The 13,405-nt window shown below is 63.5% G+C and carries 12 protein-coding genes and 1 pseudogene; 4 read left to right on the top strand and 9 right to left on the bottom strand.

All coding sequences use genetic code 11. The features are described from left to right. Nucleotides 1-164: 164 nt before the first annotated feature. On the top strand, nt 165-503 hold the full coding sequence (locus E8E95_RS10635) for a zinc ribbon domain-containing protein YjdM (protein WP_179059706.1): 339 nt from the start codon (nt 165-167) through the stop codon (nt 501-503). Between the two features lie 232 nt (nt 504-735). Next, nucleotides 736-2,025 (top strand): FAD-binding oxidoreductase, encoded by a 1,290-nt coding sequence (locus E8E95_RS10630; protein ID WP_280349814.1) that lies wholly within the window; start codon nt 736-738, stop codon nt 2,023-2,025. On the opposite strand, the gene E8E95_RS10625 is transcribed toward E8E95_RS10630, so the two are convergent. From E8E95_RS10625 to E8E95_RS10595, 7 genes and pseudogenes are all read right to left on the bottom strand, one after another. Next, on the bottom strand, nt 2,026-2,433 hold the full coding sequence (locus E8E95_RS10625; protein WP_280349812.1) for a type II toxin-antitoxin system HicB family antitoxin: 408 nt from the start codon (nt 2,431-2,433) through the stop codon (nt 2,026-2,028). It lies immediately after the preceding gene. A gap of 32 nt (nt 2,434-2,465) precedes the next feature. Beyond that, a pseudogene (locus E8E95_RS10620) lies at nt 2,466-2,558 on the bottom strand (type II toxin-antitoxin system HicA family toxin); the annotation flags it as partial. A 633-nt stretch (nt 2,559-3,191) separates the two neighbouring features. Next, the gene (locus tag E8E95_RS10615) at nt 3,192-4,868 is read right to left on the bottom strand and encodes a GMC family oxidoreductase N-terminal domain-containing protein (RefSeq protein WP_280349810.1); all 1,677 of its coding nucleotides are present in this window, start codon (nt 4,866-4,868) and stop codon (nt 3,192-3,194) included. Between the two features lie 20 nt (nt 4,869-4,888). Then, nucleotides 4,889-6,190 carry a carbohydrate porin gene (locus tag E8E95_RS10610; RefSeq protein ID WP_280349807.1) on the bottom strand — a complete coding sequence of 434 codons (1,302 nt, stop codon included), beginning with the start codon at nt 6,188-6,190 and terminating at the stop codon, nt 4,889-4,891. 88 nt (nt 6,191-6,278) lie between these two features. Beyond that, nucleotides 6,279-7,337, bottom strand: coding sequence for a 2,3-butanediol dehydrogenase (locus E8E95_RS10605; protein ID WP_280349805.1), 1,059 nt, complete (start codon nt 7,335-7,337; stop codon nt 6,279-6,281). Continuing rightward, a complete protein-coding gene (locus E8E95_RS10600; RefSeq protein WP_280349803.1) occupies nt 7,337-8,608 on the bottom strand; it encodes an MFS transporter in 1,272 nt (423 codons plus the stop codon). Before E8E95_RS10600 ends, E8E95_RS10605 begins: the two co-directional genes overlap by 1 nt. A 44-nt stretch (nt 8,609-8,652) precedes the next feature. Next, a complete protein-coding gene (locus tag E8E95_RS10595) occupies nt 8,653-9,186 on the bottom strand; it encodes a 2,4'-dihydroxyacetophenone dioxygenase family protein (protein ID WP_280349801.1) in 534 nt (177 codons plus the stop codon). A gap of 290 nt (nt 9,187-9,476) precedes the next feature. On the opposite strand from E8E95_RS10595, the gene E8E95_RS10590 reads away from it, so the two are divergent. Then, nucleotides 9,477-10,451: a helix-turn-helix domain-containing protein gene (locus E8E95_RS10590; RefSeq protein ID WP_280350116.1), complete on the top strand. Its 975-nt coding sequence runs from the start codon at nt 9,477-9,479 to the stop codon at nt 10,449-10,451. Between the two features lie 166 nt (nt 10,452-10,617). On the opposite strand, the gene E8E95_RS10585 is transcribed toward E8E95_RS10590, so the two are convergent. Continuing rightward, on the bottom strand, nt 10,618-10,782 hold the full coding sequence (locus E8E95_RS10585) for a type II toxin-antitoxin system HicA family toxin (protein ID WP_280350114.1): 165 nt from the start codon (nt 10,780-10,782) through the stop codon (nt 10,618-10,620). A gap of 145 nt (nt 10,783-10,927) precedes the next feature. On the opposite strand from E8E95_RS10585, the gene E8E95_RS10580 reads away from it, so the two are divergent. Beyond that, nucleotides 10,928-11,743 (top strand): NYN domain-containing protein, encoded by an 816-nt coding sequence (locus E8E95_RS10580; protein ID WP_280349799.1) that lies wholly within the window; start codon nt 10,928-10,930, stop codon nt 11,741-11,743. Between the two features lie 163 nt (nt 11,744-11,906). On the opposite strand, the gene E8E95_RS10575 is transcribed toward E8E95_RS10580, so the two are convergent. Beyond that, the gene (locus tag E8E95_RS10575) at nt 11,907-13,403 is read right to left on the bottom strand and encodes a CoA-acylating methylmalonate-semialdehyde dehydrogenase (RefSeq protein ID WP_280348325.1); all 1,497 of its coding nucleotides are present in this window, start codon (nt 13,401-13,403) and stop codon (nt 11,907-11,909) included. Nucleotides 13,404-13,405 lie beyond the last annotated feature (2 nt).

Here is a 13,405-nt window from a genome sequence, read left to right as displayed (position 1 = left end):
CATAGGCCCGCAGCATTGCACCCTCGATGCGGGCCCGGCCCGCGATTTCTCCGAGGAGGGAGACTAGCAGCCGTTCTTCGCTAAAAGATTTGGATAGGGTCCAGAGCGATGGCAAAACCCTATACAATCCATGGTTTTTCGTGACACCGAAGTCGAGGTAAACCGTGAGCACCCTGCCGCCCTGCCCCAAATGCAACTCCGAATACACCTACGAAGACGGCGCAATGCTGATCTGCCCGGAGTGCGCCCATGAGTGGTCCGCCGATGCCGGCGCCGAAGCAAGCGACGACAAGGTGATCAAGGACTCCGTCGGCAATGTCCTGCAAGACGGCGACACCATCACCGTGATCAAGGACCTCAAGGTCAAAGGCTCGTCCCTGGTGGTGAAAGTCGGAACCAAGGTGAAGAACATCCGCCTGGTCGACGGCGACCATGACATCGACTGCAAGATCGACGGCATCGGCGCGATGAAGCTGAAGTCGGAGTTCGTGCGCAAGGTGTGAGCCGCGTGCTCAGCGAAAAAGCCCGGCTTATGCCGGGCTTTTTGTTGGGTGGCCGTCACTGAAAGAGCGTGCTCGCCGGCGAAAGCCCCTCAGGTTCGCGAGCAAGCTCGCTCCTACAGTTGAAGATTCCTGCCAGGACTGACATGCGGAGGATTTTTCGGTTGTCCTCCATCGTCCCACCAAGCTAAACAGTCGTTCAACGAGCAGCAGGACGCCAGCGCAGGAACGACTGATGAGCCCCCAATTCCCCAACACCTACTACGAAGCCACGGTCGACCGGATCTCCTATCCCGCCCATTCGGGCCGCACCGACGCCAGGGTATGCATCCTCGGTGGCGGGCTGGCCGGACTGTCCACCGCCCTGGGGCTGGCCGAGCGTGGCGTCACCGACGTGGTGGTGCTGGAGTCCCACGATGTCGGCCACGGCGCCTCGGGGCGCAATGGCGGTTTCGTCTTCGGCGGCTACAGCCTGGGCAACGCCGATCTGCTGGCCACCCTGGGTGCCGAGGAGGCGCGTCGCCTGTATCAACTCACCCTCGATGCGGTCGAACTGATCCGCCACCGCAGCCGCCACTACGGCATCGACTGCGACCTGGTGGACAAGGGTGTGATCCTCGCCAACTGGTTCAACGACCCCGCACGCCTGGATACCCCGCGCCAGTTGATGAAGCAGGCCTACGGCGTGGATTGGGAGTACATCCCGCCCGGCGAACTGAAGGAGATGCTCAGGACCGAGCGCTACTTCGGCGGCCTGCGGGAGCGCAACGCTTTCCACTTCCATCCGCTCAAGTACGTCTGTGGCATCGCCCGGACGCTGGCGAACCTGGGCGTCCGCCTCCACGAACGATCCCCCGCCCAGGCCATCGAGAAGCGCGCCGGAAAGTACGTGGTCAGGACCGCGGGCGGTGAAGTGCACGCCGAGCATGTGGTGTTCTCCGGCGGCGGCTATTCACGCGGCCTCCACCGCCACGTCGAGCGCGCGGTGCTCCCCATCGCCACCTACGTGGTCGCCACCGAGCCCCTGGGCGCGCGCCTTGCGGAGGCCATCGATTGTGAGTCGGCGGTCTACGACACCCGCTTCGCCTTCGACTACTACCGACCGCTGCAGGACAGCCGGATTCTCTGGGGCGGCCGCATCTCCATCCTCGACCGCAATCCGGAAGCCATCGCGAGATTGCTCAAGGCCGACCTCGTCTCGGTCTATCCACAGCTGGAGGATGTGGAGATCCAGTATTCCTGGGGAGGACTGATGAGCTACGGCCGCCACCAGATGGCGCAGATCGGCCAGGACGCCGATGGCATCTGGCACGCGGTTGGCTTCGGTGGCCACGGCATGGCGCCGACCACAGTAGCGGGCGAAGTGCTGGCCGATGCCATTGCCAACGCCACACCGATTCCCACCGGCTTCAGCCGATTCGGCCTGACCCGCACCTTCGGCCTCGCCGGGCTGGTGGCCGCGCAGATGACCTACACCGCCTTCCAGGCCCGCGATGCGTTCGATGCACGGCGGTTGAATCGGTAATCAGGACTCCTGCAACGCCCGCAACGCCGCAGCGGCGAGGAAGCCCGAACGACTTTTCTGCTCAGGGTGATTCCGTACGTAGTCGTCGATGCGATTCAACAGATAGCCGGGCAAGGTGATGTTCAACTTCTCCGCCTTGCCCATGTAGCGGGTCACGTCGATATCCACCAGCGCCCAGGTGCAGCCGGCATAGTCTGAATTGGCGGCATGGAACGTGACCCTCTTCGCCACCGGAATTGGCGCCCCCTCCTCCGCCAGGATTTCCAGATGCCCCTCGATGGCTTCCCGCGTCATCGCCATCGCCTCATCCAGATCATCGCCAGCCGAGAAGCAGCCAGGCAGGTCCGGTACTTCCACACCCCAGGCGTGCCCATCGTCACCGGGGAGAATCGCAATCGGATAAAGCATGATGAAGCCCCTCGGGAGAGATGAAGGCAAGCTCACTTGAGCCCTGCCTGTTTGATAAAGCTAGCCGCGGTCCGGGGTAGCAGGTCCTTCTTCGGATGGGGGATCGTCACCAAGCCCGGCTTTGTCTCGCTCACTGACCAACCCGGCTGGGTGAGGGTCACGGCCAAGATAGATGGCGAACCTAGAGTTGGAGTATGAACAACCAGACTGATCGCTGACATGCGCGCCATGTTCGTCGCGACCATCGCTGCGTTGATGGCAGGGTGTGCGGGCGACAGGTTCGCAGCGGAGAGGATTGCCACGTTATCGGACAGGGAAAGTTGCGATACGGAGGCGCGTCTGCTGGTACCGACCGTCGAAGTATACGCTTCCCCCAACAAAAGCCGGCCCCCTCTCACCAGACTCGCTCCGGGGCGTTTCGTGTATCCATGCGAACAGCGCGGCAAATGGCTTGGCATGATGTTTCCGGCGGACGGTGAACTTGTCGACTGTTCCCACCGTTCCGCCGGGGGAAGAGTGTCCTCTGGGCTGGGGCCGCAAGGGCGCCAAAGTGGAAATCCTGGACTAAGGGCGCTCCACGTCGACTATTTGCCTAGGGCTGGACGAGGCCTTCCTCTCCCTGAGCGACAATACCTACCACAGCCCGGCTGAGGGCAGGGATCGCCCGTCTGATGTCTTCATCGTCGACCGGGATTGCTGTTACGTGTTGTCTATGCGCGAGCTCCATACAGTCAGACGGGCTCGCGTCGGGCTCTCGTTCAGAATCCCGACAGAACACGGGTGGCAGCCTCTCTTGCTTCCATCCCTTCGGTATGGCTGGGCCCATTGCCGAGAATCATGTCGCTGGCCTTCTCTGCAATCATCATCACCGGCGCATTGGTATTGCCGGTGATCAGCGTCGGCATGATCGACGCATCCACCACTCGAAGCCCCTCGATGCCTTGAACCCGCAGTTGGTCATCCACCACCGCGAGTTCGTCATTGCCCATCTTGCAGGTGCCGACCGGGTGGAAGACGGTACCGAGGCTGTGGCGAACCCATTGTTCGATCTGCGCGTCGCTGCTGATGTTTTCACCCGGGATTAGTTCGCCTTTCAGGTGGCCGCGAAAGGCGGCGGTGCTGGCCAGGCGCCGAACCAGGCGTACGCCTTCCACCAGTTTGCGCAGGTCTTCCGGGTGGCTGAGGAAGTTGGGGTGGAGCTGTGGTTTGTCGTTTGGGTCGGGTGAGTTGAGGCGGATCTCACCGCGGCTCTGCGGGTGCATCACGGCAATGTGGAGGCTGATGCCGTGGCCGAAGGGGATCAGCCGCCGGGGCTGGTTCTTCAGCGCGGGGGCGACGATCAGGCCGAGTTCAGGGGCAGGATCATCGGGCTTCAGGCGCAAGAAGCCGCCGGCTTCGACTGTGTTCGACGTCAGCGGGCCGCGCCGATCCAGCAGGTATTGCCAGGGCGAGCGTGCCAGCGGCCAGAGTCCCTTGGGGGACAGGCCGTAACTCACGTCTGCGGCGCTACGGTACATCAGCACCACGTCCTGGTGGTCCTGCAGGTTCTGGCCGACGCCGGGCAGTTCATGGCGCAGGACGATGCCGTGGCGGGCCAGCTCATCTGCCGGGCCGATGCCGGAGAGCATCAGCAACTGTGGGGAGTTGATGCTGCCGGCGCTGAGGATCACCTCGTGCTCGGCGTGCAGCTGCAGCACATCGCCGTTCTGGCTGACTTCCACGCCGACAGCGCGTTTGCCTTCCAGCAGCACGCGGTAGGTGAGGGTGGCGCTCAGCACATGGAGGTTGGCGCGGTGGAGGATGGGGTGGAGGAAGGCCCGCGCCGCGCTGCAGCGTTCTCCGTTGATCTGGGTAACGTGGAAGGGGCCGATACCTTCCTGCTCGGGCCCGTTGAAGTCGGCGTTGTAGCGCCAGCCGAGTTCCTCGGCGGCCTGGTAGAACACCTGGTTGACCGGGCTGGGGCTGCGCAACTCGGTGACGTTCAGCTCGCCGCCACGGCCGTGCCAGGACGATTCGCCGGGCTCGAAAAATTCGGAGCGGAGGAAGTAGGGCAGCACGTCCCCATAGCTCCAGCCTCGGTTGCCCAGGGTGGCCCAGTGGTCGTAGTCGTGGCGGTTGCCTCGGATGTAGATCATCCCGTTGATGGCACTGGAACCGCCCCAGACCCGCCCGCGTGGGCAGGGGATGTCGGGCTCGCCGCTGTCGGCGGCGCGGCTGAATTGGTGCATCCAGTTCCATTTCGGATTGGCGATCAGGCGGATGATGCCGGCCGGGGTGCGGATGTAGCTGCCAGGGAATAGGTTGCGGTCACTGGGACCGGCCTCGATCAGGCAGACCGAGGTGTTTGGGTCTGCGGACAGCCGATTGGCCAGCACGCAGCCGGCTGATCCGGCGCCGACGATGATGTAGTCGAAGCGGCGAGCGCGGGTGGTCATGGTTTGGCTCCTTATGGTGTCTAGAGGCCCAGCAGCGAACCGACGTCCAGCGTCACCTGCAGCCCGACCACGAAGCCGTCGCCGCTGATCTCGCGGGCGCCGGGGTTGTAGTAGTTGTCCGGGTTGAAGATGTACTGGACGCTGGGCTGCAGGGAGAGGTCGCGGGTAAGGGCGAAGTGGGCGTTGGTTTCCAGGGCGTAGACTTCGCGTGAGCCCTGGCTCGGATCGCCACCGGCGGCGATGCGGCTTTGGCGCTGGAACTCCAGTTGGTGTGGGTTGAGGCGCAGGTAGCTGGCCTTGAAGTTGAGCTTGTCGCGAGGACGGTCGAACGGTGCGAAGAAGGAGATGCCGGCCTCGGCGAAGTGGCGGAAGGGCTGTTTGTCGTCGGCTGCCGCCGAGAGCGAGCCGAACAACTGCGCGGCTTGTGGGGCGTTCCCCTGGCCCTGGTCGGCGCGCCAGACGGTCTGCTGGAACTTGAAGAAGGCGCCGCTGCTGCCGTGCTCGCTGTTCCCGGTGAGCGGGTCGGTCTGGCTGGCGGTGTTGTAGTAGCCGTTGAGTTCGTAGTGGGAACCGTAGGGGTTCTGCTCGCGGCCTTCGCGCCGACCCATGCCGAGCAGCAGGCTGGTGCCGCTGGCGTCGGTGGTGCTGAAGTCCAGGCCGTGGCGTTTCCTCAGGTAGTCGACGGGGTTGGATTCGAAGGCGCCGGCATGCAGGTAGGTGGCCGGCGTGAGCCCGTACTTGAAGTAGCCACCCCAGGCGCCATAGGGCGGCGGCAGAATACCGGTGGAGGCGTCGATCACCGGGTCGTTGCAGGTGATCTGGCTCTCGCAGTTGTAGATGAGGAAGTAGCGGCGCGCGTTGGAGCGGCCGAGGTGTGTGTCGAGGCGACCGTCGAGCCATTGCTGCTGCCAGGTCAACAGGCTCAGTTGGCTGGCGCCGATATCGTTGTGGATTGGCGCGCCGCCAAAGTAGCTCCCTACTGCACCTTGCCAGGCGCGTGATGTGGGCTGGCCGGTGCCACGGTCGAGGATGAACAGGGTTTCTTCGATGTGCAGGGAGGCGCCTTCGAGGCCGGCCATCTTCTCCAGATCCAGGTCGGCGCCGAGGAAGAGGTCGCCGCTGTTGCCGAAGCTGTGCGGGCGCGGACCGGTGTCGAGGTTTTTCAGGGCCAGGCTGAGGAAGGTGGCGCGAGTCTTGATGCCGCGTTCGGCGAGTTGTGTGCCGAGCTCGGCCAGGGGGCCGGGTGCCTCTTCGGCGATGCCGGGCAGCGGCAACAGGGGCAGGCCGAGGAGCAGGGCGGTCAACGGGTGTTTGCGGATCATGGTGAGCGTCCTTTCTTGTTGTTGTGTTGTTTTCGGGCAGCAGGGTGCCCCCCGGGGCGGGAAGCCCCGGAGTCGGTAGGTAGTTGGTTCAGGTCTCGGCGAGGACGGGGTTTGGGTTGACCAGCACCTTGATCTGCGTCTTGTCGCCCAACAGCGAGTCGAAGCCGGCGCTGACGGCCTGCTCCAGTGGCACGTAGCGGGTGACGGCGCGGTTGAGGTCGAGACTGCCGCTGGCCAGCAGTTCGATAAGCTCGGGGTAGACGCCGCGATAGCCGACGCTGCTGATCAGGCGCAGCTCGTTGTTGACCAGGTGGAAGGCGTCGAAGCGCGCCTCACCCATCAGCCCGACGAGTACCACTTCGCCGCCCTTGCGCAGGCTGTGCAGGGCGGCGTCCAGGGTCGCCTGGCTGCCTGCCGCCTCAAAGGCGCAGTCGATGCCACCGTCCCGTTGCAGGTGCTGGGCGACATCCAGATTGCGGGCATCCAACACCTGGCAGGCGCCGAATTCATGGGCCAGGCGCAGCCGCTCGGGGGCGATGTCCACGGCTGTGATCCGTTCGATGCCGCGCAGGTGGGCAAGCATGATCAGCAGCAGGCCGATGGGTCCGAGGCCGAAAACCGCGCAGCTATCGCCGGGCTTCAAGCTGCTCTGGCGCAGGGCGTGCAGGGCCACGGCAGCTGGCTCCAGCACGGCGGCCTGGCGCAGGCTCACGGCATCGGGCAAGTGGTGCAGCATGTAGGCCGGCACCTGGGCGCGCTCAGCGAAGCCGCCGTCACCCATCAGGCCGATGAAGCCCATGGAAATGCACAGGTTGTACTGGCCGCCTTGGCAGTAACGGCAGTGGCCGCAACGGTAGATGGGCTCGACAGCTACCCGGTCGCCGATCTCGAACCCTTCCACCCCATCGCCCAGTGCGCTGACCACGCCGCTGAATTCGTGGCCGAGGGTCAGCGGTGCGCGGCAACCGGAAATCGGGTGCGCTTCGTGGGTAGGAATGGAGTGCGGGCCGTCCTGGTATTCGTGCAGATCGCTGCCGCAGATGCCGCAGTAGGCGACTTGGACTTCCACCTCGCCGGGTTTGGGCGCGGAGGTTTGCAGTTCGTCGAGGCGCAGGTCTCGGGCAGCGTGCCAGCGTAGAGCTTTCATCACGTATTTCCTTGCAGCTGAGTGGCAGTGGGCGAGGCCCGTCCGGCCTTGCGGGCAAGCACAGCGGGGGCGGTTTCCTTGAGGAAGAGCGAAAGGAAGGCGGCCAGCACCGCACCACCGCAGGACATCCACATGACGATGGATAGTCCGTAGCGGTCGGCGGCGAAGCCGGCGATGGTCGGGCTGACGAAGCCGCCTATGAGTTCGCCGATCCCCATGATCATGCCCAGCGCGGTGGCGATGACGCTGCGGGAGACCGTCTCCGCCGGGATGGTGGCCATGAACAGGGTGAAGCAGCCGAGGCCGGTGTAGGTCAGCAGCATCAACGCACCGAGGCTGGTCGGTGTCGGTGCATAGAGCAGCGCCAGCGGGCAACAGGCGGCGACCAGGGAGAACAGCACCAGGGTTGGCCGTCGGCCGATTCGATCGGAGATCGCCGCCACGGCGAAGCCCCAGAACACCCAGGCCACGCCGAGACAGCTCATGATTCCGCCCATGCTCGCGGGGCTGTAGCCGCGCTGGGTGACAAGGAAGGTTGGGGTGAAGGAGATCAGCACGATGAACCAGGTGAGGAACACACAGCTGATCAATGTGCAGAGCACGATGTTGCGGCTCTTGAGCAGGGCCAGGCGGCTGTTCTTGTCCGCCACTTCGGCAAGCGGCAGGGCGGAGGACTTCTGCGACTTGTCATCGGGTCGCACGTAGCGCCAGATCAGCCAGGCGATCACGAGGCCAGGCACCAACGAGATGATGAACGCGTGGCGCCAGCCGAAAGCCTCGGCGAGGGCGATCATCACTGGCGGGCCAATCACTGCGCCGAGCAGGCCGGCGGCGGATCCCTGCAGCAAGCCCATGTTCAGCCCGCGTCGATGGGGCGAGGAGGCTTCCACCATCAGGGATTGCGAGAGTGGCAGGATCGGCCCTTCGGCCAGGCCCATGACCGCGCGGAACAGCAGCAGGCTGAGAAAACCGCCCACCATTCCGGAAAGCGCCGAGCACAGCGAGAAGAGGATCACCGCGACTACCAGGAGCGGCTTGCGTACGCCTGTGCGGTCCGACCAGGCGCCCACCAGTGCGCCGGAAACCGCCCAGGCCAGGGCCAGTACCGAGGAAAGCATCCCCAAGTGGCGGTTGCCGAGCTGCAACTCGTCCGCCATGAAGGGAAAGAGGAAGGACAGAGCCAGACGGTCGAAGAAGACGAAGCCGAAGGTGAGGAATAGCACGCCAAGCAGGACGTTTTCGTAGCTGGCATTGGAATTGTTATGCGCCATGGGGTTCTCCTCCCGGGCGCCGTAGCAAGCGCCCAGGCTGGTGCTCAGCGGAACAGGGTGTCGATATAGGCGGCGCCAATACCGATCTTTTTGTAGTGCTCGCGGCACATCGCGATGTAGGCATGCACGTCGAAGTAGCCGTCCGGTTCGCCGTGCTCGTCGAGCCAGATCAATGGTCCCTTGACGATGAAGAAGGCGCGCATCGGCTCCTCGTGCTCGTAGGCCACCAGCGTGTGGCCTTCGCCGGGCGTCTCGTAGACGAAGTCGCCGGCGGTGGCGGTCCAGTCATGTTCGAGGTAGCCCCACTTTCCGGAAATCGTGTAGGCGAACACCTCGTGGGGGTGGTAGTGGCGGTTCACCAGGCCAGCACTGCGGGCCATGAGGATGTCGCACCAGCGGTTTTCGCTGGGTGAGATCCACAGCGGGCGGGATGACACGGACTCGGTGAAGGGCACGTAGAGGCGCAAGTCGTCGCAGGCTGCATCGGCCAGGTAGACCTCGGGCTTGGCATCGGGTTTGAAGCAATTGGGGATGGGTTGCAGGTCCTTCCAGAATTCGCTGCGGGCAGGCTCAGGCATCTCGAGGTCTCTGTCGTTGTTGTGACTGAGGTCCACTCTAGGGATGGCGGCGGCAGCGGGTTTGACCGACTCGGCCCTTTTGTTTGCGCTTTTCGGACAGCCCCGATCGGGGCGCGGGCGTCAAGTTGACGAAGATCACCGTTCAGATGTTAATGATCGGGCATCGCGAGGCGGGCAATCGGGGGCAGCAGCTGAAAGCGGTTGCCGCGCTCCTTGCGACGACAGGCCCTGGGAGCTGCCATGCCTTGCCTGGGGGATTGATATGCAGCGGTCTCATGAGAACTACAAAAATGACTTCATACGCCTTGCTCGAAACCCGACGAGCCAGTACCCACGACATACCGCTCGATCAGCGACTGAGCTTCTGGGAGCAATACAATGCCTCCATCCTCGTTGGCCTCAAGTGTTCCTCTTACTCCAACAGCGGCCTGGTCGCATCCCAGTCGAACCTCGAACTGGAGCGCTTGAGCATTGCCTTGGTGAAGGGCAACGAGCATGTAGTGGAACGGGACTGCTCGATGATCCGTTCGATCCCCAAGGAATCGGTCTTCGTCTCTCTGGTGCAAGAGAGCCACTCGTTCTTCTACCAGGAAGGGGGCTGCACACTGCTTGAGCCGGGCGAGCTGGTCATCTATCGCACCGACAGGCCCTACCTGTTTGGCTTCTCCGGCAACATGCGCCAGTACATCTTCGATATTCCCCAGGATTTGTTCCAGGCACGCTGCCTTGAGCGTCTCGACGCACCGCTAAAAATCGGTGCCGAGACACGATTACAGCGCTTGCTGATCCGCACCCTGTGTGACCGTAGCCAGGGCTTTTTCGAGCGTCCAGCGAATCAGGACGCGGGAGGGTTCGAGGACGATTCCTTCGAACTGTTGGCGAATATCATCTCCGGTCAGACTGGTGAGCGCCGCGTCAGCGCTCATAGCGCGTCCTATCTGCTGGTCGCTAAGCGGGTTATCGCCGAGCAGTTGGGAGACCCTGGTCTGAGCTGCGAATGGGTGGCCGCCGCCGTGGGCATCTCGGTGCGCCACCTGGCGCGGCTGTTCGCCCTGGAAGGCAGCTCGCCCGGCCGCTACATCGGCGACAAGCGTATGGAACTGGCACACCGCCTACTCAGCAGCCCGCAGGCCAGTGGCCTGGATATCAGCGAGGTCGCCTATCGCCACGGCTTTTCCAGCCAGGCGCATTTCGCCCGCAGCTTCAAGGCGCGCTATGGGTGTACGCCGAGCGAGGCGCGCAATGCCGCAGGCAGCCAGTGGTAAGGCAGGCGGGATACGGTTGCTGGAAAATCGACCACACGTTCAACATGCCCATGTTTGCGTGGGTTGTGGTGGATGTAATCCACATGCCAGACGTGGCCGTCGTCACCGGGAAGGATTGCGATCGGGTAAAGCGTGACATGGCTCGTTCGGAGTGGATGCGACTGGCTCACTTGAGTCCGGCCTGTTTGAAAATGCTCGCCGCCGTCCGGGGCAGCAGGTCTTTCTTCGGATGCGGGATCGTCACCAGTCCCGGCTTCGGCGGGTGCTTGAATTGATGGTGACTGCCCCGGGTCCTGACCAGAAACCATCCATCGGACTTGATCAGCTCGATGTCGACTGTTCATGACCGGTCCTTGGCGTGGATTGGTGTTTATAGTCACCACCAGCCTGAAAGCTGGAATGGACATTAGTTTGCCGGTTGGCGCTGAGTGGCGCGTTGGCGGTATGTTCCAGTAATTCCCCATCAAGGACGAATCATGGCTGCCAAGTCCCCAACCTCCCATCAGCAGAAGCACCTGGCTGTACTCATCGATGCCGACAATGCGCAGGCATCAATCATCGAAGGCCTTTTCGAAGAGATCGCCAAGTACGGCGTTGCCAGTGTCAAACGCATCTATGGCGACTGGACCGCACCGCAACTCGGCAGCTGGAAAAAGGTCCTTCTCGACCATTCCATCCAACCCATCCAGCAGTTCGCCTATACCAAGGGCAAGAACGCCACCGACAGTTCACTGATCATCGACGCCATGGACCTGCTCTACACCAGGCGCTTTGATGGTTTCTGCCTGGTTTCCAGCGATAGCGATTTCACCCGACTGGCCGCGCGCTTGAGAGAGGAAGGCCTGACCGTATACGGCTTCGGTGAAGAGAAGACCCCCAAGCCCTTTGTTTCGGCCTGCGACAAGTTCATCTACACCGAGATACTTCGTGCTGAATCGCTACCTGAGCCCGCCTCCAACGGCGACAAGCCGCAGCCCACTGCAACGCCACAACCGGCCGAGACGCCCAAGTTGGCTGACAAGCCCGCACCGGTGAAGCCGCAGAAAGTACCAGTGGATGCAATTGCCACAGTCATCGATGGGCTCGACGATGAAGACGGCTGGGCACCCCTTGCTGCGGTGGGTTCCAACATCACCAAGATCCGCACCGACTTTGATCCCCGTCTGTATGGTTTCAAGAAGTTGAGCGACCTGATGAAGGGAAACCCCCAACGCTTCGAACTCGAGGAACGTGGAACCACTACGACCGGGGGAAAGGTGCTGTTCGTGCGCAATCGCAAGACTGGCAAATAGCCGTCCGCCCGGTATCGTTGGGCTTCGCATAGCTCAGCCACAACCTACATCCGTGCCTCTAGGCTCTGATGGGTATCGCAGGCGGCTCTCCGCTGGAGCGAAGCGAAACCCATCAAATAAAAAAGCCCCGGCGATTGCCGGGGCTTTTTGTTCAACGCCTCACTCAGCCGTTGCTGGGGAAGGCGAACTGCGCCGCCTCGTGGCTGGCGCGCTGCGGCCAGCGCTGGGTGATGGCCTTGCGGCGGGTGTAGAAGCGCACGCCGTCCGGGCCGTAGGCGTGGAGGTCGCCGAACAGCGAGCGCTTCCAGCCGCCGAAGCTGTGGTAGGCCACCGGGACCGGCAGCGGCACGTTGACACCGACCATGCCCACTTCGATCTCGTCGCAGAACAGGCGGGCGGCTTCGCCGTCGCGGGTGAAGATGCAGGTGCCGTTGCCGTACTCGTGGTCGTTGATCAGCTGCATGGCGTCTTCCAGGCTGCCGACGCGAACGATGCAGAGCACCGGGCCGAAGATTTCTTCCTGGTAGATGCGCATGTCGGCTTTGACGTGGTCGAACAGGGTGCCGCCAACGAAGTAGCCATCTTCATGGCCGGCCACGCGGTAGCCACGGCCATCCACCACCAGCTTGGCGCCGGCAGCGACGCCGTCGTCGATGTAGCCGACCACCTTGTCGCGGGCAGCGGCGGTGACCAGCGGGCCCATGTCCAGGCCGCAGTTGGTGCCGGCGCCGATCTTCAGGCCCTTGATCTGCGGAACGATCTTGTCCACCAGGGCATCGGCGATCTGGTCGCCTACGCACACGGCTACGGAGATGGCCATGCAGCGCTCACCGCAGGAACCGTAGGCGGCACCCATCAGTGCGCTGACCGCGTTGTCGAGGTCGGCGTCGGGCATCAGCACAGCGTGGTTCTTGGCGCCGCCCAGGGCCTGCACGCGCTTACCGCGCTTGGTGCCTTCGGCGTAGATGTATTCGGCGATGGGGGTAGAGCCGACGAAGCTCAGGGCCTTCACTTCCGGGGCTTCGATCAGCGCGTCCACGGCTTCCTTGTCGCCGTTGACCACGTTCAGCACGCCCTTGGGCAGGCCGGCCTGATGGAACAGCTCGGCGATCAGCAGGGTGGAGCTCGGGTCACGCTCGGAGGGCTTGAGGATGAAGGTGTTGCCGCAGGCGATGGCCAGCGGGTACATCCACAGCGGCACCATGGCCGGGAAGTTGAACGGGGTGATGCCGGCGACCACGCCCAGCGGCTGGAAGTCGCTCCAGGCGTCGATGTTCGGACCGACGTTGCGGGTGTATTCGCCCTTGAGGATTTCCGGGGCGGCGCAGGCGTACTCGACGTTCTCGATGCCGCGCTTCAATTCACCGGCGGCGTCTTCCAGGGTCTTGCCGTGCTCTTCGGCGATCAGCTTGGAGATCACCGCTTCGTTCTGCTCCAGCAGTTGCTTGAAGCGGAACAGCACCTGGGCGCGCTTGGCCGGCGGGGTGTTGCGCCAGGCCGGGAACGCGGCCTTGGCGGCGTCGATGGCCTGCTGGATGGTGGCGCGGCTGGCCAGGCCGACCTTGCGGTGGGCTTCGCCGGTGGACGGGTTGAACACGTCCGCGGTGCGGCCTTGGTCGTCGATGCGTTCGCCGTTGATCAGGTGCGGGATGAGGCTCATGG

It is taken from the genome of Pseudomonas sp. BN414, from assembly GCF_029871275.1.
Lineage (GTDB): Bacteria > Pseudomonadota > Gammaproteobacteria > Pseudomonadales > Pseudomonadaceae > Metapseudomonas > Metapseudomonas resinovorans_C.
Note: the sequence above shows the minus strand (reverse complement) of the source record. Positions and strands in the feature narration are given on the sequence as shown.

Bases quoted from the DNA above. Each gene is read 5' to 3' on its own strand.
- E8E95_RS10630 (WP_280349814.1), top strand. From the start codon at position 736: ATGAGCCCCCAATTCCCCAACACCTACTACGAAGCCACGGTCGACCGG.
- E8E95_RS10600 (WP_280349803.1), bottom strand. From the start codon at position 8,608: ATGGCGCATAACAATTCCAATGCCAGCTACGAAAACGTCCTGCTTGGC.
- E8E95_RS10590 (WP_280350116.1), top strand. From the start codon at position 9,477: ATGACTTCATACGCCTTGCTCGAAACCCGACGAGCCAGTACCCACGAC.
- E8E95_RS10595 (WP_280349801.1), bottom strand. From the start codon at position 9,186: ATGCCTGAGCCTGCCCGCAGCGAATTCTGGAAGGACCTGCAACCCATC.
- E8E95_RS10605 (WP_280349805.1), bottom strand. From the start codon at position 7,337: ATGAAAGCTCTACGCTGGCACGCTGCCCGAGACCTGCGCCTCGACGAA.
- E8E95_RS10610 (WP_280349807.1), bottom strand. From the start codon at position 6,190: ATGATCCGCAAACACCCGTTGACCGCCCTGCTCCTCGGCCTGCCCCTG.
- E8E95_RS10625 (WP_280349812.1), bottom strand. From the start codon at position 2,433: ATGCTTTATCCGATTGCGATTCTCCCCGGTGACGATGGGCACGCCTGG.
- E8E95_RS10575 (WP_280348325.1), bottom strand. From the start codon at position 13,403: ATGAGCCTCATCCCGCACCTGATCAACGGCGAACGCATCGACGACCAA.
- E8E95_RS10580 (WP_280349799.1), top strand. From the start codon at position 10,928: ATGGCTGCCAAGTCCCCAACCTCCCATCAGCAGAAGCACCTGGCTGTA.
- E8E95_RS10615 (WP_280349810.1), bottom strand. From the start codon at position 4,868: ATGACCACCCGCGCTCGCCGCTTCGACTACATCATCGTCGGCGCCGGA.